The following is a 20,453-nucleotide window of genomic DNA, read 5'->3' as shown; positions in this document are numbered from 1 at the left end:
CCGGTCTCCTTCCGGCTTGCCGGGGGGCGCCCCCCGCCCGGGGGCCCCCCCCCACTTCCATGCCAGGTGCCGGGATCAGACCCCTGCTGGTTCCTTCGCCGGGGTGCCGGGGCCGGCCGTAGGTGCGGCCGGGCTGCCCGTGGCCGGGACCGCGGAGGCCGCCGGTTCCTGGGAGACGTTGAACTCCGTCAGCAGGTCCTTGCCGAAGCCGAAGAAGTACGTCGCGAGGAATCCGGCGAAGTAGCCGACCAGCAGGCCGCCCGCGTAGATCGCGATCGTGGTGCCCAGGCCGTGGTTGCCGTCGAGGAGGGGGAACAGGGCCCAGCCGGACGGGCCGATGGCCGTGGAGCCGACCTTGTCGCCGAGCTGGTTGAACAGGCCGACGAAGCCGCCACCGAACGCACCGCCCACGCACGCCGTGATGAACGGGCGGCCCAGCGGGAGGCTGACGCCGTAGATCAGCGGTTCGCCGACGCCCAGCAGGCCCGCCGGGAGCGCGGACTTGATCGTCCGGCGGATCGATTCGTTGCGGGGGAGACGGAAGTAGACCGCCGCGGCCGCACCGACCTGGCCGGCGCCTGCCATCGCGAGGATCGGGAGCAGGACCGTGTAGCCCTGCTGCTCGATCAGGGTGGTGTGGATCGGGATGAGTGCCTGGTGCAGGCCCAGCATCACCAGGGGCAGGAAGAGACCGCCGAGCACGAAGCCCGCGCCCGCGCCGCCGTTGGAGAGCAGCCAGTCGGCGAACGTACCGATGGCGGTGGAGACCTCACCGGCCACGTACATCAGGCCGAAGATCGTCACCAGACCGGAGACCAGGACCGTGAGCGTCGGCGTGACCAGCACGTCCAGGGCCTCGGGCACCCAGCGGCGGCACCACTTCTCCACGTACACCGCCAGCACCGCCGCACCCAGCGCGCCCAGCACACCGCCCTGGCCGGGGGAGAGCTTCTGGCCGAACGCCTCGATGTTCGCGACGCCCGGGAAGACGATGATCGCGGCGACCGCACCGCCCAGGATCGGCGTACCGCCGAACTCCTTCGCCGTGTTGAAGCCGACGAACACGGCGATCAGCGCCATGAACCCGGACGCCATCGCGGCCAGCGCGGGCGTGACCGAGGTCAGCCAGCCGAGGTTCACCAGCAGGCCGTTGAGACCGGCGATGATGCCGCAGCCGATGAGCGCCGGGATCAGGGGGACGAAGATGTTTGCGATCCGGCGCAGGAACAGCTTGAACGGGGTGGCGTTCTTCGCCTTCCGCGCCGCCTTTATCGCTGCGCCCTCGGCGGCCAGCTCGTCCGCCGAAGCGGAGGGGGAGGGCGAGGGGGACGGGGAAGCGGGGGCGGACGCCGGTTCGGGGGCCGCTGCCCTGCCCTCTTCCACCAGCTGCTCGAACTCCGGCGTGACCCGGGCGACGGTGCCCGGGCCGAGGACGATCTGGTACGTGTCGTCCTCGACCACGCCCATGACGGCGGGCACCGCCTTCAGGGCCTCGTCGTCGACGAGCGAGCGGTCGTGCAGGCCCAGCCGGAGCCGGGTCATGCAGTGGGCGATGGAGCTGACGTTCGAGGCGCCACCGACGAGCGGAAGGATCGCGGCGGCGGTGGCGCGGTTCTTGTCTTCTGTTGCCATGGTGCGTGGTGCCTTGCTGTGCGGGGGTACGGAGTGGAGCCGGAGGGTCAGGTGGTGCGGGGGGCGGTGGCGAGGGCGGCGCGGAGGTGGCCGCCGGACGCGGTCAGCAGAGTGGCGGCGGTGGGGCCGTCGACCTGGCCGAGGATGGTGAGGATGGCGTTCTTCACCTCGCCGTCGGTCGCGGCGAGTGCGGCCTCGATGTCCTCGTCGGACGCCCCGGTGGCGAGCGCGACGATCCGGCGGGAGCGGGCGCGCAGCTTCTCGTTGGAGGCGCGGACGTCGACCATCAGGTTCCCGTACGTCTTGCCGAGCCGGATCATCGTGATCGTCGAGAGCATGTTGAGGACGAGCTTCTGGGCCGTGCCCGCCTTGAGCCGGGTGGAGCCGGTGAGCAGCTCCGGGCCGACGACGACCTCGATGCCGTGCTCGGCCGCGGCGCCCAGGGCGGAGCCCGCGTTGCAGGACAGCCCGATCGTCAGCGCGCCCCTGGTGCGGGCGTGTTCGACGGCACCGATCGCGTACGGCGTACGGCCGGAGGCGGAGATGCCGACCACGGTGTCGTCCGCGGTGAGGTCCAGGGCGTCGAGGTCGGCGGCGGCCAGCTCCTTGCTGTCCTCGGCGCCTTCGACGGCCTTGACCATCGCGGACGGGCCGCCCGCGATCAGGCCGACGACCTCGGCGGGGTCGGTGTTGAAGGTGGGCGGGCACTCGCTGGCGTCCAGGACGCCGAGCCGGCCCGCGGTGCCCGCGCCCGCGTAGACCAGCCGGCCGCCGCGGGCCATGCGCTCCGCGGTGCCGTCGATCGCGGCGGCGATCTCGGGCAGCCGGGCGCCGACCGCGGCCGGGACGGACCGGTCCTCGCCGTTCATGATCCGGGCTATCTCAAGGGTGTCCAGGCGGTCGATCTCGGCGAGCTCGGGCCGGAACGCCTCCGTGGTGAGCGTTTCGAGCTGGGCGCGCAGCTCCCCGTATTCGTCGGGGGTGGTGGTGTCGGCGTCGGGGGTGGAGGTCATGGAGAGCGGCTCTGCTTTCTCGGTCGCGTACGCGTACGGCTCTGCGGGTGCGGGTGCGGGTGCGGGGGTGGAGGTCGGTTCGGGGCGGGGTCAGCGGGGGCGTGGGGTGTGGCGGTGGGCCAGCGCCTCGTAGGAGGCGGCGAGCGCCGGTGCGGCCGTTTCGTACGTGCGCTGCGCCACGCCTATGAACAGGCAGTCGACGACGAGCAGTTGGCTCGTACGGCTCGACATGGCGGCGGGCCGCAGCTCGCTCTCCCGGGCGGTGGACGTGGTCAGCACGTGGTCGGCGTACTGCGTCACGGGACCGTCGGGGCGGCCGGTGATCGCGATCGTCGTCGCACCGCGGTCGAAGGCGACCCGCAGCGGCTCGATGACGTCGACGGTGGAGCCGGAGTGCGTGATCGCGATGGCGACATCGCCGGAGCGGAGCTGCACGGCGTTGGTCACCGCGAGGTGCGGGTCCGTGTGCGAGTGCGCGATCAGACCGATACGGGCCAGCTTCTGCGCCAGGTCCTGGCCGACGAGGGAGGAGGCGCCCACGCCGTAGATGTCGATGCGCCGGGCGGTGGCGGCGGCGGCCACCGCGGCACCGAGCTGGACGGTGTCGAGCCCGGCGGCCGTGTCGGCGAGGGTCTGCTGCTCGTCGTAGGCGAGCTTGGCGACCACATCGGCGATCGGGTCGTCGACCGCTATGTCCGCGGTGACGGCGGGAGCCCGGCCCGACTGCTGGTGCGCGGCGAGCCCGGCGAGGGCGAGGCGCAGATCGCGGTAGCCGGGGTAGCCGAGGAGGCGGGCCGTGCGGACCACGGTCGCCTCGCTCGTGCCGGTGAGCTCGGCGAGACCGGTGACCGTGAGGGCGGCGCAGCCGGCCGGGTCACCGGCGACGGCCTCGGCGACGCGCTGCATGGAGCGGGTCATGGACGGCGCGAGCGTACGCACCTTGGCCGCGAGAGCCGCCGGGGCGGGCGGGGAATCAGCGCTGAAACTTTCCTTCAGGTCATTGGTCACCTTTGAAAGATATTTTCAACCCTGTTGCCCGTCAACCCCCCTTTGGTCCCTACCTCTGACAGCGCGGAAATGGCGGGAGCGGGCGCGAGAGGCGGGTTCGTGGGCGGGTGACAATGGGCCCATGGAGATGAAGCCCCTGGAACAGGCGTTGCACACGGCCCGTGCGCTGGTCATGGCCGATCTCGCCGCCGGTGACGTCGCCGATGCCGGGATCGTCTCGCTGGTCGAGGACGCGGTGACCCACCGCCGCTGGTGGGTCGAACAGTGGCCCGACGGCGCCGCGTTCGTCGTCGGTCTCGTCGCGCAGGACGTGCAGGACGCCCTGCTCGAACGGTACGGACGGTGGCCGCTGTGCCCCGTCTGCGACGCGGGCGATCCGCACGCCCTGGACGTCGAACCGGAGCTGGGCCCGGACCCGCACTGGGTGTGCACCAAGGCGGCCGTGGCCGTCGCACCAGTCGGTTCGCTGAGCGGGATACTTCGGCGGTGACGGTCTACATCGACCCGCCGGACTGGCCGGGGCACGGACGGCTCTGGTCGCATCTGGTCAGTGATGTGTCCTTCGACGAGCTGCACGCCTTCGCGGCTTCCATCGGCTGCCCGCCCCGTGCGTTCGAGCGGGACCACTACGACGTACCGGAATCGCGGTACGAGGACGCGGTACGGGCCGGGGCGCGGCAGATCGGCTCGAAGGAACTCGTCCGCCGGATCACGGAGGCCGGCCTGCGGCGGCCCAAGGGGCGACCCGCACCCGGCAACTGACGGGCGGGGCCGCGCGGTCACGGACCCGGCCGGGCGGTGCCGCGCGGTGTCAGCCGGCGGAGGTGCCCGCGTCCGAGCATGCCTCCGCCAGAGACGCCCCTTCCTGCACGGACGACTCCTCCTTCACGGACGCCCCCGACGACACCGTGGCGGGCGACCCCGTCACCCGTCGCGACCTGCCCCCGCCCTGCAGCCGCAGCGAGAACACCACGGCCACCAGCGCCAGCACCGTCATCGCCGCCCCGGCCCACGCCGTCGCCGCGAAACCGAAGTCCGCGTCGATCACTGTGCCGCCCAGCCAGGGGCCGCCCGTGTTGCCCAGGTTGAACGCGGCCGTCGTCGTCGCGCCGGCCAGCGTCGGGGCGGCGCCCGCGACATTGAACATCCGGGCGTTCAACGCAGGGGCCGTGTAGAACGCCGACAGGCCCAGCAGGAACGAGAGCCCGACCGCCGCGACCTGGTTCGACGCGAACAGCGCCAGCGCGACCAGGAAGACCGTCGAGGCCGCGGTACCGCTCATCAGCACCCCGAAGAGATGCGCGTCCGCGACCCGGCCGCCGATCGTCGTACCGACCAGCGCACCGATCCCGAACAGCGCGAGCACCGTCGGCACCCAGCCCGAGTCCAGCCCGGCGACATCCGTCAGCAGCGGGGCCAGATAGCTGAACGCGCAGAAGACACCGCCCGCGGCGAGCGCCGTGATCGTGATCGACAGCCACACCTGCCGGTCCTGGAAGATGCTCATCTCCTGCTTGAGCCGCGGCTTCTGCTCCGGCAGCGGAATGCGCGGAATCAGCGTCGTCACCCCGACCAGTGCCACGGCGGACGCCGCGCCCACGGCCCAGAACGCCGAGCGCCAGCCGAGGTTCTCGCCGAGGAACGCACCCAGGGGCACGCCCAGCACATTGGCGATCGACAGACCGCCGATCATCACGGCCATCGCACGGGCCCGCGCGTTCACCGGCACCATCGCGATGGCGACCGCCGCCCCCACCGCCCAGAACCCGGCACAGGCGAACGCGCTCACCACGCGGGATGCGAAGAGCACCTCGTACGTCGGAGCCAGCGCGCCCGCGACCTGGCCGAGGCCGAAGACGGAGATCAGGGCGATCAGCGTGGTGCGGCGCGGCAGCCGGAGCGTGGCCACGGCGAGCAGCGGGGCGCCGATCACCATGCCGATCGCGAAGGCGGATATGAGAAGTCCGGCACGGGGGATCGACACGTTCATGTCGTCGGCGATGGGCGGCAACAGCCCGGAGAGCATGAACTCGCTCGTTCCCAGGGCGAAGACCGAGAGGCCCAGAATGTAGACGGCAAGTGGCATGCGAGAGCGGGGAGCGGCAGAGTCGGGCATGACAGCTGCCAACAGCGATCACGGCCCTCGCATTCCCCGCTGCCGCAGGTCAGTGGCTGAGCAGCTCCAATTCGGTCAGCAGGTTCTGCCGCGCCCGCGGCTCCCAATGGTCCGCCCCGTGCGGCGTACGGAACAGCCGTGGCAGCCCGAGCAGCTGACGCAGCACCGTCGCCCGCCCCTCCCGGAACGCGTCGTCGGGCACGAAGCCGTACTCCTCGCGCACCTGCGCCGCGTATGCCGCGTACTCCCTCGGGGTCGCCGCGAGGATCGCCAGATCCGCGTCGCACAGCACCTCGCCGTTGGCGTCGCCGTCCGCCGGATCGTGGGTGACGGTGAGCCGGACGAGCCGGGCGACCTCGGCCGTGACACCGGCCGGTACGCCTGCCTCCGGCAGGGCACGCTCGGCGAGGGCGGCACTGCGTTCCTCGTTCTCGGACCGGTCGGGCCGGTAGACCGCGTCGTGGAACCAGGCGGCGAGGCGTACGGCATCCGCGTCGGCCGCGTACCGGGCGAGCGTGTCGATGTGATCGAGCACCGCGGCCAGGTGCGCGGTGGTGTGGTACCGCCGCTGCGGCTCGGCCCAGCGCGCCAGCAGGTTGGCGGCGTACGGCAACGGATCGGGCCCGGGAGCCCCGCCCCGGGCACCGATGAGCGCCTCCTGCCAGCGGTCACGGAGGGAGTCGTCGGCACGGCCCGCCTCGTGGGCACCGTCTGCGCGCGAGCTGTCGGTCATGGGACGACCCTAGCCCGGGATCCACCCGGTATCCGGGGCTCCGCGACCTGCCGACATGCCCGCGGTCAGCCGCCCGGACGCTTCCCCGTCGAACCACGACGCGACGCCGGTCGATCAGTCGGTCAAGCGGGCCCTCTGCGCTCCTCGTCGAGGGCGCTGCGCAGTTCGACCGCTCGTTCCGCCAGCCAGTCGAGGTAGGGCTTGGGCGTTTCGTCCGCCGGACTGCCGAACCAGCGGTCGGCGGAGCGCTCCAGCGTAGGGGCGGCCACTGGCTTTCTCTCAGGGTGACCGGACAGAGAAAGCCATCCGGTGGCAGTCACGACATCTGCTCGATCGCGGTGACGTCCGCGTATCTGGTGTTGGACACGGGCAAGCGACAGCCGGGCCACGCGCACTCGGAACAGGCTCCAGGCCACATATCAATCACGACGGATCGAGGCTGACGGTCTGCTCGAATGCCGCACTGCCGCAGGAGCTAGTGGACTGGACACGGCGTGACGTGTCGCTGGCTCACACGGTCGGCTCCCGGTCAGGATCCGTTGCGACCATTCCTTGATTGATGAGCGCGCGGTAGCCTCTGCGCCGGTCCGCGAAGGACTCCACATACTCTGCCTCCGTTGCGAACAACGGCACCACGCGTAGCAAACCGACCTCGGTGACTGGCTCGGGGAAACGAAATCCATAGACCGAATCCCAGTCGATGAGCATGGCCATGGTGAATCGAGGGAAGGCCGGGAGCGAGACGTTCGTCAAGATCTGCCCGTCATTGAAAAGACGGCCACTCTCCAGCGGTACCGATGCCAAGCCGGTCAGTGCCTCTGCCAGGGCACCGACGGAGGTTTCATCGAGTTCCCCATTGACCTCCATGCCCAGTTCGCAAGGGAAATCGGTGCAGAGTTCTCCCGAGCCGAATCCGGCTGTCCCCAATAGTGTCAGATTGTCTGCTGGATGCAGCTGTTCGATCTCGTCCGGAAGATATACCACCACAGCGGATTTGCAGAGGGGTGGCCCCGTGCGAGAGAAACGAATCGTATGAGTCGGCGAGTCATACAGCTCCGTGTACGCAGCGATGACCGAAGCGATGAATTTATCGTCCATGGTTAGCTGTGCTCCCACCAGGATTCGTGACTGCCGCGTTCCTTGGTCGGCAGTTCGTACCGTTCTGCTGCGGATCCGCTTGCCGCCGACTCGTCCTCGTGCTCGGGCCCATGGTAGTTCGACGGCTGTTGGTTCCAGGCACGGTTTTCCTCCCGGGTCTGTTTATGCCCTTCTCTGTTCCAGTGGCCAGAAGCACCGGGCGAGGCATGTCCGAGTATGGCCTTCGGGAACTGGAATTTGGGATAGGTTATGGGATCAACGACACTCTTGTAGTAAGCGTGCTGTTGATGGTATGCGGCGTCCGTCTTCTCGCTCGGAGTGGCGGTGTTCCACGCCCCACTCGGTCCGATACTTCCGAGCAACCCTTTGCTCAGGATTTCCAGACCCGCGGCAGAAGTTTTGCTCGGGTTGGCGTACCCGTATTTGTGTCGGTTGTTCGGATTGGTCTCACGCCATTCGGCGACTGCCGGATCGAACGTGTTCTTGCCGAGTGGGTCGGTCTCGTTGGACTGCACGCGAAAAACAGCCCCTTTATCGACCCAGCCTTGGATCGTCCTTTCCGCCGTGCGCTTTGATACGCCCAGTAATTCGCCCAAGGCGCGTGTGGAGAACGGGCTTGATTTAAAATAAGCCTTGGCGCTTTTGAGTCGAGCGTCCGAGTCATGCCCGAGGCGCTTCTGTACCACGGCTACCGAGTTTCGCAGGTTTGTCTGTGCCGTTATGATCTCGTTTCGTTTGGCGTCAAGGACTGTGCTGGTGGCCCCGGCCGTTGAACTGCTCTCATATTCGGCGAGGGAATTTTTCAGAGAATTAAGATCATTCTCTGCTCTGTCGATCTCGCTGGCAATGTTCGCGTTGTTCGAATCGAGTTTCTTCGCCTGCTCCCGATAACTTGAAATTGCCTCATCGACCGGGTGCGGCCTGCTGGCTATCATCGGTACGTACCGTCGGCCAGCCTGATCGATCCATAGGCGATGGGATTCGATATCAACGGTCCATGTGAGGTTTTTGCCGACCGGGCCAAATCCCTTCTTGCTGTCGTTCTTGCCATCTCCTTTCCTGTCTTTGTTCTTCCCTTTGAGTTTTGTCCAGAGGGCTTTTCCTGCTTTGGTGATGAAGTTGACGATTTTGTCGATGGCGCGGTTGACGGGTTTGGCGACGGCGTGGAAGACGGATTTGACCTTGTTGGCGAGGTTGCCGATGCCGAGGAGGGAGGCGAGGAAGCCGATGAGGAGGGGGACGCTGGCGGCGAGGGCGGTTTCGATGAGTTTGGGGACGCCTGCTGATCCGCCGTTGGCGATGGCGATGACGGCGTCCAGGACCGCGTTGACGAACTCCACGATCTGGGCGCCCTGGTTCACGATGAACGTGACGATGTCGATGATTCCCTTGACCGCGCGGACGAAGGCGGAGGCGGGGTTGAGGAGGGAGATGATCCAGGTGATGCCGGCGATGATGACGGTGGGGATCAGGTAGCTGGTGAGTTTCTCCAGGATTGTGGCCTTGAGGTCGCCGGCTTCCTCGGTGATTTCCTTGACGGCGCCTGCCGGACCCTCGCGGGCGAGAGTCTGGGCGACCGGGACGGATTGTTCGACCGCGCTCATGGCTTGTTCGGGGACACCTTTGGCGGTGATGCGGGCCCGGATGTTGGCCCAGGTCAGGCCCAGGAGCGAGCCGATGATCTGGATGATGCCCTTGAGGTCGAACCGCGCCGGGAGTTCCAGGCCCGCCTTGACCGCCGTGCCCAGGAGCCAGGAGACGACGCCCTTCTTCAAGTGGTCGGCGATGTTGGTGATGAAGAGGTTGAGGCCCGCGCCGACGGCTCGTACCAGGTTGCCGAGGAAGCCGATCGGGTCCTTGATGATCTTCATGATGGCGGAGGCGGCCTTGGCGAGGATGCCGAGGAGGAGGTTCTTGAGTTCGTTGATCGTCTTGATCGCGCCGACGATCGCGTCCTTCGCCTTGTCGATCAGGCCCTTGTTGGCTTCCTGGAGCTTCTTGATCTCCTCGTCGACCTTGTTGAGGGCGGCGGTGTATTTCGTGGCGAGGTCCTGGACGAGTTGTTCGGACTTCTCGTTGACGGTGGCTTCGAGGTCGTCGAACTTTCCTGCGAAGTCCTTGGCCGCGTCCTCGCCGAACTGGCGCAGGTCGGCGGGGAGTTTGTCGACCTCGGCCTTCAGCTCGGTGCGGCCCTTGGCGATGCGGGCCTTGGCCTTGCCGAGTTCGGCGCCGATGATGTCGGCGACGGAGGAGATGACGGTCTGCATCTGGGCGACGTAGAGCTTGCGGGCGTCCTGGTAGAGGTTGTTGGCCTCCTTCGGCAGGCCGGCGAACTTGTCCTTGACCCAGCGGGCCTTGCCCGTCCAGCCCGAGTAGCGCTTGTCCTTGTAGGCCTTCATCCGGCGCTTGTGGTCCGCGGTGAATGCGTCGCGGGCTGCTTTCTCGCCTGAGGTGAATTTGTCGTCGACCTTCTTGTCCAGGCCGGAGAGGGTCTCTTCGACGTCCTTCTTCGTGCCGTCGTAGACCTTCTGCAGTTTCGTCGTGACCTCGGTGCGTTTCTTCTCGTCCTTCGACTTGGTGTCGCCCTTGCCGCCGTCGACTTGTTTGCCTGCCGAAGCTCGTGTCCCGGTCAGGGCGTTCATGGCCTGGGCACCGGAGGCTGCGGCGCCTGCCTTCGCGGTGGAGAGTTGTTGGGCCTCGGCTGCTTTGCCCTTGGCGGGGGCCTTCGTGGAGTCTGTCTCGGCGGTCTTCTTCGCGGAGAGGGCCTGGTCGAACTCGGGTTCGTTGCCCTTGGCGAGCTGGTCCTCGGTGACCTCGGCGTCCGCCATGGCTTTGTCGTTCTGGGCGGGGCCCTGGGAGAAGTCCGTTACGGAGGCGGGTTGTTGGGCGGGGATGGCGTCCGTGGCGGACGGGGCGCCCGGGTTGGCGGGCGGCTGGTCCGGTGTCATCGGGGTGACCGGCTTGTCCTTGGCCGCCGACGTGTCCGGTGGGGCCTTGGTTGCCGTGTCGATGTCCTTGGCGGAGGACTCCTTGCCGTCACTGACCTTGCCGTCGACTTCTGACTTGATCTTGTCGGCCTTGCCGGACTTGGAGAACTTGTCGGCGTCGTCGAGGTTTTTCGGGGCCTGTGCGTCGATGGCTTTGTTCACCGCGTCGATGAACGCCTGTTTGTTGAACTCGCCCGGCTTCGCGGCGTTCATCTTCTCCGCGTTCGCCGCTTTGCCCTGCGCCTCTTTGTCGTCCGGGGGTGCGACGGCTGCGTCCTGTGCTGATTTGGACTCGGTGGCTGCGGGGGCGTGTGCGGCCAGGCGGAGTTTCTTGGCTGCTACGTCGGTCTTCACCTTGCGGAAGCCGGGGGCCTGAGAGGGGGAGGGCTTTACCGGGGTGGTGTAGCGCTGGGCGACCAGGCGGGAGACGGCGGCGTTGCCTGCCGCGCGTTGCAGGCGTTGCAGGCGTTGCAGGCGTTGCAGGCGTTGCAGGCTGCGGGGGTCGGGAGCGGGGCGGTCGCCGGGCGGGCGGTGGGGTGGGGGTGCTTGCGAACGTGACACTTCGGGCGTGAGTGTCACGTTCTCGCGAGGGGGGGTACCCCCACGGCCGGACACGCCGGACCCGGAGGTCTTCTCGGGAGAGTCCTTCACCGTGTCGTGCCCTAGAACCCGAGGTACGAGCGGACGTCATCGATCTGGCCGAGTGTCCCCACCATGCGGCAAGTCTGAGGGCGGGAAGGTCCGGAAGTGCGGGGCAGCGGGGTGGATTCCCGGGCAATGAAGGCTGCCCGATAGGGCATCGGCCCGGACCGGGGCGGCTCACCGAGCCACCCCGGCCGTTGCGCGGGGACGGTACGCGGGACAGGGCCGCGCTGCGCCGGTACGGGTACCGGTCCTACCTGCGCTCGACGGACTGTCACCGCCGGTCCGGCGGCCTTGGCGACGTTGCCCGCCGTGTCGATGTCCCGATCGGGGGCGGCCCCGAATCCCCCGCATGCCCACCGGCCACGGGCCCTGCGCGACGGGGACGTACTGCCCCTGGGACACGGGCCGTCGGGGCTCTGGGGCATCGACGCCGTGCCGTGGCCGGCCGCGCCCGACGAACTCGTGCTCCCCGTACACCTCGGCCCCCGCCACACCTGGTTCACGGACGAGGCGCTGCGTACGCTCACCACGGCCACGTACCGGGTCTCGCCGCACAGCAACCGGATCGGCCTGTGTACGGAGGGCCCCGCCCTGACGCGGGCCCGCGAGGGCGAACCGCCCAGCGAGGGCGAACCGCCCAGCGAGGGAATGGTGCTCGGCGCCCTTCAGGTGCCACCGGACGGACGCCCGGCGGTGTTCCTCGACGACCGTCCGACGACCGGGGGCTACCCGGTCGTCGGCGTGGTGCGCGAAACCGCACTCGCGGGCGCGGCACAGGCGGTGCCGGGAACCCGGGTGCGGTTCGTGCGGGCGGGCTGAGAACCGGTCCTACGCCGCCTTGAACCCCCGCAGCCGCAGCGAGTTGCCGACGACGAAGACCGACGAGAACGCCATCGCCGCGCCCGCGATCATCGGGTTCAGCAGCCCGGCTGCGGCGAGCGGGAGGGCGGCCACGTTGTAGGCGAAGGCCCAGAACAGGTTCGTACGGATGGTTCCGAGGGTCTTCCGCGACAGCCGGATGGCGTCCGCCGCGGCCCGCAGGTCGCCGCGGACCAGTGTCAGGTCACCGGCCTCGATCGCGGCGTCCGTGCCGGTGCCCATCGCCAGGCCCAGGTCGGCCTGGGCGAGGGCGGCCGCGTCGTTGACCCCGTCACCGACCATGGCGACCGAACGGCCCTCGGCCTGGAGGCCCTTGACGACGTCGACCTTGTCCTCCGGCATGACCTCCGCGTACACCTTCTCGATCCCGACCTCGGCCGCGACCGCCTCGGCCACCGCCCGGTTGTCGCCGGTCAGCAGGATCGGGGTCAGGCCGAGGGCCCGCAGCCGCTCGATGGCCTCCGCGCTGGTGTCCTTCACCGCGTCGGCGACGGCGAGGACCGCCCGCGCCTCGCCGTCCCAGGCGACCGCGATGACCGTCCGTCCGGCGGCCTCCGCCTCGGCCTTGTGCCGGGCCAGCTCCACCGGCAGGTGGATCTCCCACTCGGCGAGCAGCTGCTCACGGCCGACGAGGACGGCGTGGCCCTCGACGACCCCCTGGACACCGAGGCCCGCGACGTTGGTGAAGTCCTCGGGGGTGGGGAGGGCGGCACCGGTGCGTTCGACGGCTCCGGCGGCGACGGCCCGGGCGATGGGGTGCTCCGAGGAGTGCTCCAGGGCGCCCGCGAGCCGCAGCACATCGCCCTCGTCCGTACCGTCCGCCGTGTGTACGTCCAGCAGGGTCATCCGGCCGGTGGTGACCGTGCCGGTCTTGTCGAGGACGATCGTGTCGATGCGGCGGGTGGTCTCCAGGACCTCCGGGCCCTTGATCAGGATGCCGAGCTGGGCGCCGCGCCCGGTACCGACCATGAGGGCGGTCGGGGTGGCGAGGCCCAGGGCGCAGGGGCACGCGATGATCAGTACGGCTACGGCGGCGGTGAACGCGGCGGTCAGGCCCGCGCCGTTGCCGAGCCAGAAGCCGAGCGTGCCGAGCGCGAGGGCGATGACGACGGGGACGAAGACGGCGGAGATCCGGTCCGCGAGGCGCTGGGCCGCCGCCTTGCCGTTCTGCGCGTCCTCGACGAGCTTCGCCATCCGGGCCAGCTGGGTGTCGGCGCCGATCCGGGTCGCTTCGACGACGAGCCGGCCGCCCGCGTTGAGCGTGGCCCCGGTGACGGAGTCGCCGACGCCGACCTCCACGGGCACGGACTCGCCGGTGAGCATCGACGCGTCCACGGCCGACGCGCCCTCCACGACGGTGCCGTCGGTGGCGATCTTCTCGCCGGGGCGGACCAGGAACCGGTCCCCGACCTGGAGATCGGCGGTCGGCACGGTCACCTCACGACCGTCGCGCAGCACGGTCACCTCCTTGGCCCCGAGCTCCAGGAGCGCTTTGAGGGCGGCGCCCGCCTTCCGCTTGGAGCGGGCCTCGAAGTAGCGCCCGGCGAGGATGAAGGCGGTGACTCCGGCGGCGGCCTCCAGATAGATGTTCCCCGCGCCGTCGCTCGGCGCGATGGTCAGCTCGAAGGGGTGCGTCATGCCGGTCATCCCGGCGGTGCCGAAGAACAGCGCCCACAGCGACCAAAGGAACGCGGCCGAGGTGCCGACCGAGATCAGCGTGTCCATCGTCGCCGCGCCGTGCCTGGCGTTGGTCCAGGCGGCGCGGTGGAAGGGCCACGCGGCGTACGTGACGACGGGGGCCGTCAGGGTCAGCGAGAGCCACTGCCAGTAGTCGAACTGGAGCGCCGGGATCATCGACATCGCGATCACCGGCACGGCGAGCACCACGGCGGTGAGCAGCCGCTGCCGCAGGGGCCGCAGCTCGTCGGTCTCCGCAGCCTCGGGGCCTTCGCCCTCGACGCGTACCGGGGGCGCGGGCTCGTGCGCGGTGTAGCCGGTCTTCTCGACGGTGGTGATCAGGTCCTGGACGGAGACGTCCTCGCCCCGGTAGCTGACCTTGGCCTTCTCGGTGGCGTAATTGACGGTGGCCTCGACGCCGTCCATCCGGTTGAGCTTCTTCTCGATGCGGGCCGCGCAGGAGGCGCAGGTCATGCCGCCGATCGCGAGCTCGACCTCTGCGGTGGTGCCGGTGCCGGTGCCGGTGCCGGTTCCGGCTATGGCGGTGTGCGCGGACACGGTGTCCTCCCTGGCGGAGATGGTGATACCCCTAGGGGGTATGCCTTGCAGGTTCAGGTATACCCCCTACCCCTATAAAACGCAAGGGTGGATATGGGGTCGGGGCCCGGAGTGCGCGTGTCCGCCCGGCGCTTGCTCACCGGAAGTGCGTCCGACCTCACGTATCTTCACGTCACATCGAGGCTGCACCCCCGGCCGGCCGCCCGTAGGCTGGTCATTGGACTAGACCTATTACCGCTTCCTGGAGGATTGGGATCCCATGAGCAACCGTGCAGTCCTGGAGGTGATCGCTCTCGACGCGGAGGACGCGGTCGCTGCCCAGGCGGGTGGTGCGGACCGGCTTGAGCTGGTCACCGACATGGCGGCGGACGGCCTGACCCCGGCCCGCGCGACCTTCGCGGAGATCCGGGCGGCGGTGGACATTCCACTGCGCGTGATGCTCAGGCTGGAGGACGGCTTCGCCGCGGGCGACATCGACGAACTCGTCGCCAGGGCGCGCGAGCTGCGGGCGGAGGGCGCCGAGGAGTTCGTCATGGGCTTCCTGGACGCCGAGGGTCACCCGGACCTGGTCGCCGTCGAACGGCTCGTCGCCGAGCTGGACGGCTGCCGCTGGACCTTCCACCGCGCGATCGACCGGGCCGCGGACCGGGAGGCCCTGCGCAAGCAGCTGGCGGACATGCCCGGCCTGGACACGTACCTCACGGCGGGTTCGCCCAAGGGCGTCGACGACGGCATCCCGACGCTGCTCGTCGAGGCGGCACGCAAGGGCGAGCCCGGGTACGAGCCCCGGATCCTGGTGGGCGGCGGGCTCCGCCTGGACCACCTGCCGGAGCTGCTGGACGCGGGCATCGACGCGGTACACATCGGTGGCGCGGCCCGCCCGCACGGCTGGTCGGCACCGGTGGACGTGGCGGCGGTACGGGAGTGGCGCGCGGTGCTCGACGCGTAGCGGGTCGGGGAGGGGCGGGTCGCCTGCGGCGGGGCTGTTCCCCTGCCCGCCCCTTCCTGTAACCGGGGGCTCTGCCCCCGGACCCCCGCGCCTCAAACGCCGGCGAGGCTTGGTTTTGCGCCCGTTCCTCAAACGCCGGAGGGGCTTGCGGGTGCCAGCTCGCCCGGCAGGTCCGCCGCGTGGACCACCGTCAGCCCCGACACCGCACGCGTCAGCGCCACGTACAGCCGCCGCAGCCCCGTGCGCTCGTCGGGTTCGCCGTCCACCACCGCGGCCGGCTCGTCCAGCACCACGTAGTCGTACTCGAGGCCCTTCGCCAGCGACGCCGGGACCAGGGTCAGCCGGGACTCGGCGGTCGTCTCCTCACCGGGGGAGAGATACGCGTGCCCCGCCGCGGCCAGCGCGTCCGCCAGCGCCGGAATCCGCGCGTCCGCCGCGATCAGCCCGATCGACCCCTCGTGCCGCAGCGACTCCTCGCACGCCGCCAGCACCGCCCCGTCCAGATCCGCCGGACCGGCCACCTCCCGTACCTCCAGCGAACCCGGCGACTCACGCACCGACTCCACCGCCGCGAGGCCCGGCGAGATCACCGGCAGCAGCCGTGACGCGTACGCGATCACCTCGCGCGGCACACGGAAGCCCGCCGTCAGCTCCTCCACCACCGCGTCCGGCTTGCCCAGATGGTGCAGCGCCTGCGCCCAGCTCTCCGTCGACCACGGCGTCGTGCCCTGCGCGAGGTCGCCCAGGACCGTCGCCGACCCGGTCGTACAGCGGCGGCCCACCGCCCGGTACTGCATGGGGGACAGGTCCTGCGCCTCGTCGAGCACGACATGGCCGAGCGAATGCGTACGCGCCACCAGATCGTTCGCCTCGTCGATCAGCACCGCGTCCGCCACCGACCACTTCGCGGACTTCACGCTGCGGGCCGGCCTGGTCCACAGGATCGTCTTCTGCTCGTCCTCGGTGAGCAGCCCCGCCGCGTGCGCGGCCAGGAACTCCGCGTCGATGAGCAGCCGCAGCACCAGCTTGGCCGGTTCGACGGCCGGCCAGATCGCCTTTACGGCCGCCTTCACGGCGGGGGTGCGGGCCACCGCGTTCTGCACCCGGTCGTCGGGCGCCTCGCCCGCCTCCTCCATCCGGACCAGGACGGAGTGGGCGATCCGCTGCGGAAGCGCCTCGTGGGCGGCCCCGTACCGCATGTCCCGGGCCAGGAGTTCGGTGACGATCTCCTCCAGCTCGTACGCGGGCACCCGCCACCGCCGTGAGCCGCGCACCACCATCACCGGCTCCGTCGGCAGCGTCACATGCGAACGGATCGCCCGCCGCAGCACCTCCGCCATCCTGGCGTCGCCCTTGATGACGGCGGCGGCCGCCGAGTCCGTGCCGCGCACCTCGATGCCCGCCGTCACCAGATCGTCGACGGTCGCCTGCTTCACCTCCAGCTCACCGAGGGCCGGGAGCACCTGCTCGATGTAGTGGAGGAAGGACCGGTTCGGGCCGATGACCAGCGTGCCGGTACGGGCGAGCCGCTCCCGGTGCGCGTACAGCAGATACGCGACCCGGTGCAGGCCGACGGCCGTCTTGCCGGTGCCGGGCCCTCCCTGCACGCAGACCGTCCCGCCGAGGCCGCTGCGGACGATCTCGTCCTGCTCGGGCTGGATCGTCGCGACGATGTCACGCATCGGACCGACGCGCGGCCGCTCGATCTCCGCCTGGAGGAGCCTGCTGGTCTGCGCGGCCTCGGTGGGGTCGGTGAGGTGCTCGTCCTCGTACGCGGTCAGCTCACCGCCGGTGTAGCCGAACCGGCGGCGCCGGCCGACGTCCTGCGGGTCCTTCCTGGAGGCCCGGTAGAACGGCTGCGAGACGGGTGCACGCCAGTCGATGACCATCGGATCGCCGCCGGCGTCGTGGACGTGGCGGCGCCCGATGTAGAACTGCTCTCCCTCGGCGCCCTCGGCCTGCTCGGCACCGACCCGGTGCAGATAGTCCAGGCGGCCGAAGAAGAGCGGGGTGTGGGCGAGATCGGCGAGGGACTTGATGCGCTCGTCGATCTGGGCCTGCAGAACGGCCGCGTTGACCCAGTTCGCGGTGACATCGCGGATGTCGAGGGCCTGGGCGTCCTCGCGCATGGCGCGCAACGCGGAGCGGGACGCGGCGAGATGGGCGCGTTCACGAGCCAGGGGATCGGTGGTGGTGTCGCTTTCGTGTGCGTGCGCGGGCACGGTGTTGCCTCCGGCTTTTCAACGCAGGACGGCGGACCGCACCTCGCCCCCGGTTACGGCTCGGGGGTGATGCGGTCCGCTCGGGGATCGATCACGGGGTACGCACGCAGGTGTACGTACGGCTGTCGGCCGGTTTCCGTCCGGTCGGCGGCACTCCCCCGGCTGCCGGCGATGGCCGGTACCACGGTGCGGGAGGCGGGCAGACCGGCGATTGTATCGACCGCCTCCGTCGGGGTCGAACGGTTTTGATGCCGGATCCATCCCGTAGGGGACGCCGTGCGACCGGAGACCTATGCGCACCGCTTCAGGGTTCCGTCCGCGGGGCGATGCCTTCACGGGCCGGGCGCAGGACCATGGAGTACATGAGCACCGTCTCTTTGAACCCCCGCAGGACCGGCCCCGCGCACGGCGCGACCGCGGCCACCGGTCACCGGTACACCCACCGCGTCGGCGACGCCCTGCGTGCCGTCAAGGTCTACGCCCGCGCCGCGTTCGGCGTGGTCGTCCTCGGCGAGTACGCGGAAGAGGCGGGCGTCCACCGAGGCGTTCACCGCCGCGAGCACTGAGTACGCAGATCCCCGGTGTGAGTATCTGACCGGAGGCGGCCCGGCCCTGCCCCACGGTTGGGTAGCGGCATGGAGAACAGCCACGTCCACGTGATGCGTCCCGCCCTCGCCGGCCCCGCCGGTCCCGTCGTCCCCGCGCGCAGCCCGAACGCCTGGATCGCCCCCACGGTCGCCACGGTCCTTTCCTTCTTCCTGACCTGCTTCGGCATGTTCGCCATCGGTTTCGCGGTGATGGCCACCGACAGCTGCGGCCCGGACAACTGCCCCTCGGACATCACGGTTCCGCTGAGCCTCATGGGCTACGGGCTGTACGCGGCCCCGTTCATCACGCCCCTCGCCCTGATCACCGCCTGGGTGCTGCCGTGGCGGCCCCGCTGGGCCGTCGCCCGCCGATGTGCAGCGGCCGTCGCGGTGCTGCCCGGTCTGACGGCGGTGGGCGGTCTGGTCCTGCTCCTGACGCTCGGCGGCTGACCCTGCCAAGACGTGGCCGACCCGCGTACGCGGACCGGCCACCGGCCTCAGTTGTCGGCCAGCAGCTCGTCCGCGTCCACGATCCGGTACGCATACCCCTGCTCGGCCAGGAACCGCTGGCGGTGCGCCGCGAAGTCCTGGTCGATCGTGTCGCGGGCGACCACCGAGTAGAACCGCGCCTCGTGCCCGTCCGCCTTCGGCCGCAGCACCCGGCCGAGCCGCTGCGCCTCCTCCTGGCGCGAGCCGAACGTCCCCGACACCTGGATGGCGACGGTCGCCTCCGGCAGGTCGATGGAGAAGTTGGCGACCTTCGACACCACGAGGACGCTGAGCTCGCCCTCCCGGAACGCGTCGAAGAGCTTCTCGCGCTGGGCGTTGCTCGTCTCGCCCTTGATCACCGGCGCGTTCAGATGCTCACCCAGCTCGTCGAGCTGGTCGATGTACTGCCCGATGACGAGGGTCTGCTCGCCCCGGTGCTTGCGTACCAGCGCCTCCGCCACCTTCCGCTTCGTCTCGGTCGTCGCACAGAACCGGTACTTCTCCTCGGTCTCCGCGGTCGCGTACGCGAGCCGCTCCGAGTCCGTCAGATTGACCCGTACCTCGACACAGTCGGCGGGCGCGATGTAGCCCTGCGCCTCGATCTCCTTCCACGGGGCGTCGAACCGCTTGGGCCCGATCAGCGAGAAGACGTCCGACTCGCGGCCGTCCTCACGCACCAGCGTCGCGGTGAGGCCGAGGCGCCGCCGGGCCTGCAGGTCGGCGGTGAACTTGAAGACGGGCGCGGGCAGCAGATGCACCTCGTCGTAGATCACCAGACCCCAGTCGCGGGAGTCGAACAGCTCCAGGTGCGAGTAGACACCCTTGCGGCGGGTCGTCAGCACCTGGTACGTGGCGATGGTGACCGGCCGGATCTCCTTGCGCGTACCGCTGTACTCGCCGATCTCGTCCTCGGTGAGCGAGGTCCGCTTCACCAGTTCGTGCTTCCACTGCCGGGCCGAGACGGTGTTCGTCACCAGGATCAGCGTCGTCGCCCCGGCCTGAGCCATCGCACCGGCCCCGACCAGCGTCTTCCCCGCACCACAGGGCAGCACGACCACACCCGAGCCGCCGTGCCAGAACCCCTCGACGGCCTGCTTCTGGTACGGCCGCAGCGCCCAGCCGTCCTCGGCCAGCTCGATCGGGTGCGCCTCGCCGTCGACGTAACCCGCGAGGTCCTCGGCGGGCCAGCCCAGCTTCAGCAGCGTCTGCTTGATCTGCCCGCGCTCGGACGGGTGCACGGCCACGGTGTCCGGGTCGATCCGTGCCCCGACCAGCGGCTGGACCTTCTTCGAGCGGAGGATCTCCTCCAGCACGGGCCGGTCGGTGGAGGTCAGCACCAGACCGTGCACCGGATCCTTGGACAGGGTGAGGCGGCCGTACCTGGCCATCGTCTCGGCGATGTCGACGAGCAGCGCGTGCGGTACGGGATAGCGCGAGTACTGCACGAGCGCGTCGACGACCTGCTCGGCGTCGTGCCCGGCGGCGCGCGCGTTCCACAGCCCGAGCGGGGTCAGCCGGTAGGTGTGGATGTGCTCGGGTGCGCGCTCCAGCTCGGCGAAGGGCGCGATCGCACGACGGCAGGCATCGGCCTGCTCGTGGTCGACTTCCAGGAGCAGTGTCTTGTCGCTCTGGACGATGAGGGGTCCGGTCACGCGCGTCGGCCCTTTCTGCTGCGGGAACGGCCGGGAACGGCCAAACGTCCAGTGTGCCGCATGCGGCGGTCATGGTGCGGTGTGCTGCTCGGCACAGGGGCGTACGGGGGACGTACGGTCCATACAAGGGGGACGTACGGTCCAGGGGTGGCCCGTGTGGGCGGCGGTGTGCGTGACGGTGCTGGCGGGGGCCGCGGTGGTGACGGAG

16 protein-coding genes and 1 pseudogene are annotated in these 20,453 nt (G+C 69.9%); 6 read left to right on the top strand and 11 right to left on the bottom strand.

Features of this window, described 5'->3' with window-relative positions:
- Positions 1 to 75: 75 nt before the first annotated feature.
- From ACFVV1_RS20815 to ACFVV1_RS20805, 3 genes are all read right to left on the bottom strand, one after another.
- A complete protein-coding gene (locus tag ACFVV1_RS20815) occupies positions 76 to 1,632 on the bottom strand; it encodes a PTS transporter subunit EIIC (RefSeq protein ID WP_389991031.1) in 1,557 nt (518 codons plus the stop codon).
- 47 nt (positions 1,633 to 1,679) lie between these two features.
- The gene (gene murQ, locus ACFVV1_RS20810) at positions 1,680 to 2,645 is read right to left on the bottom strand and encodes an N-acetylmuramic acid 6-phosphate etherase (RefSeq protein ID WP_389991028.1); all 966 of its coding nucleotides are present in this window, start codon (positions 2,643 to 2,645) and stop codon (positions 1,680 to 1,682) included.
- A 90-nt stretch (positions 2,646 to 2,735) separates the two neighbouring features.
- Complete coding sequence (locus tag ACFVV1_RS20805) at positions 2,736 to 3,653, bottom strand: MurR/RpiR family transcriptional regulator (RefSeq protein ID WP_389991026.1); 918 nt, start codon at positions 3,651 to 3,653, stop codon at positions 2,736 to 2,738.
- Between the two features lie 121 nt (positions 3,654 to 3,774).
- Between ACFVV1_RS20805 and ACFVV1_RS20800 the strand changes: the two genes are divergently transcribed.
- Together ACFVV1_RS20800 and ACFVV1_RS20795 are read left to right on the top strand one after the other, a co-directional pair.
- Positions 3,775 to 4,143 (top strand): hypothetical protein, encoded by a 369-nt coding sequence (locus ACFVV1_RS20800; RefSeq protein ID WP_389991023.1) that lies wholly within the window; start codon positions 3,775 to 3,777, stop codon positions 4,141 to 4,143.
- Complete coding sequence (locus ACFVV1_RS20795; protein ID WP_389991020.1) at positions 4,140 to 4,415, top strand: DUF4031 domain-containing protein; 276 nt, start codon at positions 4,140 to 4,142, stop codon at positions 4,413 to 4,415. The genes ACFVV1_RS20800 and ACFVV1_RS20795 overlap by 4 nt, the downstream gene beginning before the upstream one ends.
- A 49-nt stretch (positions 4,416 to 4,464) precedes the next feature.
- On the opposite strand, the gene ACFVV1_RS20790 is transcribed toward ACFVV1_RS20795, so the two are convergent.
- From ACFVV1_RS20790 to ACFVV1_RS20770, 5 genes are all read right to left on the bottom strand, one after another.
- A complete protein-coding gene (locus ACFVV1_RS20790; protein ID WP_389991018.1) occupies positions 4,465 to 5,739 on the bottom strand; it encodes a Cmx/CmrA family chloramphenicol efflux MFS transporter in 1,275 nt (424 codons plus the stop codon).
- Positions 5,740 to 5,818: 79 nt separating this feature from the next.
- Positions 5,819 to 6,502, bottom strand: coding sequence for a hypothetical protein (locus ACFVV1_RS20785; RefSeq protein WP_389991016.1), 684 nt, complete (start codon positions 6,500 to 6,502; stop codon positions 5,819 to 5,821).
- A gap of 122 nt (positions 6,503 to 6,624) precedes the next feature.
- Entirely contained in the window at positions 6,625 to 6,771 is a 147-nt protein-coding gene (locus ACFVV1_RS20780; RefSeq protein WP_389991014.1) for a hypothetical protein, read from the bottom strand.
- Between the two features lie 241 nt (positions 6,772 to 7,012).
- Positions 7,013 to 7,600 carry a hypothetical protein gene (locus ACFVV1_RS20775; RefSeq protein WP_389991012.1) on the bottom strand — a complete coding sequence of 196 codons (588 nt, stop codon included), beginning with the start codon at positions 7,598 to 7,600 and terminating at the stop codon, positions 7,013 to 7,015.
- A gap of 2 nt (positions 7,601 to 7,602) precedes the next feature.
- Positions 7,603 to 11,166 carry a hypothetical protein gene (locus tag ACFVV1_RS20770; protein ID WP_389991009.1) on the bottom strand — a complete coding sequence of 1,188 codons (3,564 nt, stop codon included), beginning with the start codon at positions 11,164 to 11,166 and terminating at the stop codon, positions 7,603 to 7,605.
- Positions 11,167 to 11,592: 426 nt separating this feature from the next.
- Here ACFVV1_RS20770 and ACFVV1_RS20765 point away from each other — a divergent pair.
- Positions 11,593 to 12,051 (top strand): annotated as a pseudogene (locus ACFVV1_RS20765) (allophanate hydrolase subunit 2 family protein); the annotation flags it as partial.
- A gap of 9 nt (positions 12,052 to 12,060) precedes the next feature.
- On the opposite strand, the gene ACFVV1_RS20760 reads toward ACFVV1_RS20765, so the two are convergent.
- Entirely contained in the window at positions 12,061 to 14,346 is a 2,286-nt protein-coding gene (locus tag ACFVV1_RS20760; RefSeq protein ID WP_389991006.1) for a heavy metal translocating P-type ATPase, read from the bottom strand.
- Positions 14,347 to 14,605: 259 nt separating this feature from the next.
- On the opposite strand from ACFVV1_RS20760, the gene ACFVV1_RS20755 reads away from it, so the two are divergent.
- Positions 14,606 to 15,295 (top strand): copper homeostasis protein CutC, encoded by a 690-nt coding sequence (locus tag ACFVV1_RS20755; protein ID WP_389991004.1) that lies wholly within the window; start codon positions 14,606 to 14,608, stop codon positions 15,293 to 15,295.
- Positions 15,296 to 15,423: 128 nt separating this feature from the next.
- Here the strand turns inward: ACFVV1_RS20755 and ACFVV1_RS20750 are convergent, their stop codons facing one another.
- Positions 15,424 to 17,517, bottom strand: coding sequence for a HelD family protein (locus tag ACFVV1_RS20750; protein ID WP_389991001.1), 2,094 nt, complete (start codon positions 17,515 to 17,517; stop codon positions 15,424 to 15,426).
- A 362-nt stretch (positions 17,518 to 17,879) separates the two neighbouring features.
- Here ACFVV1_RS20750 and ACFVV1_RS20745 point away from each other — a divergent pair, with 362 nt between their 5' ends.
- Together ACFVV1_RS20745 and ACFVV1_RS20740 are read left to right on the top strand one after the other, a co-directional pair.
- Complete coding sequence (locus ACFVV1_RS20745; RefSeq protein WP_389990998.1) at positions 17,880 to 18,083, top strand: hypothetical protein; 204 nt, start codon at positions 17,880 to 17,882, stop codon at positions 18,081 to 18,083.
- A gap of 69 nt (positions 18,084 to 18,152) precedes the next feature.
- A complete protein-coding gene (locus ACFVV1_RS20740) occupies positions 18,153 to 18,554 on the top strand; it encodes a hypothetical protein (protein ID WP_389990996.1) in 402 nt (133 codons plus the stop codon).
- Positions 18,555 to 18,601: 47 nt separating this feature from the next.
- Here the strand turns inward: ACFVV1_RS20740 and ACFVV1_RS20735 are convergent, their stop codons facing one another.
- On the bottom strand, positions 18,602 to 20,245 hold the full coding sequence (locus ACFVV1_RS20735; protein WP_389990993.1) for a DNA repair helicase XPB: 1,644 nt from the start codon (positions 20,243 to 20,245) through the stop codon (positions 18,602 to 18,604).
- Between the last annotated feature and the right edge of the window lie 208 nt (positions 20,246 to 20,453).

The sequence above is a fragment of the Streptomyces sp. NPDC058092 genome (genome assembly GCF_042884935.1).
Taxonomy (GTDB): domain Bacteria; phylum Actinomycetota; class Actinomycetes; order Streptomycetales; family Streptomycetaceae; genus Streptomyces.
This window is presented reverse-complemented; position numbering and strand designations above follow the sequence as displayed.

Excerpts from the sequence above, each read along its gene's own strand:
- ACFVV1_RS20815 (WP_389991031.1), bottom strand. The coding sequence starts at position 1,632 with ATGGCAACAGAAGACAAGAACCGCGCCACCGCCGCCGCGATCCTTCCG.
- murQ (WP_389991028.1), bottom strand. The coding sequence starts at position 2,645 with ATGACCTCCACCCCCGACGCCGACACCACCACCCCCGACGAATACGGG.
- ACFVV1_RS20800 (WP_389991023.1), top strand. The coding sequence starts at position 3,775 with ATGGAGATGAAGCCCCTGGAACAGGCGTTGCACACGGCCCGTGCGCTG.
- ACFVV1_RS20790 (WP_389991018.1), bottom strand. The coding sequence starts at position 5,739 with ATGCCACTTGCCGTCTACATTCTGGGCCTCTCGGTCTTCGCCCTGGGA.
- ACFVV1_RS20785 (WP_389991016.1), bottom strand. The coding sequence starts at position 6,502 with ATGACCGACAGCTCGCGCGCAGACGGTGCCCACGAGGCGGGCCGTGCC.
- ACFVV1_RS20775 (WP_389991012.1), bottom strand. The coding sequence starts at position 7,600 with ATGGACGATAAATTCATCGCTTCGGTCATCGCTGCGTACACGGAGCTG.
- ACFVV1_RS20755 (WP_389991004.1), top strand. The coding sequence starts at position 14,606 with ATGAGCAACCGTGCAGTCCTGGAGGTGATCGCTCTCGACGCGGAGGAC.
- ACFVV1_RS20745 (WP_389990998.1), top strand. The coding sequence starts at position 17,880 with ATGAGCACCGTCTCTTTGAACCCCCGCAGGACCGGCCCCGCGCACGGC.
- ACFVV1_RS20740 (WP_389990996.1), top strand. The coding sequence starts at position 18,153 with ATGGAGAACAGCCACGTCCACGTGATGCGTCCCGCCCTCGCCGGCCCC.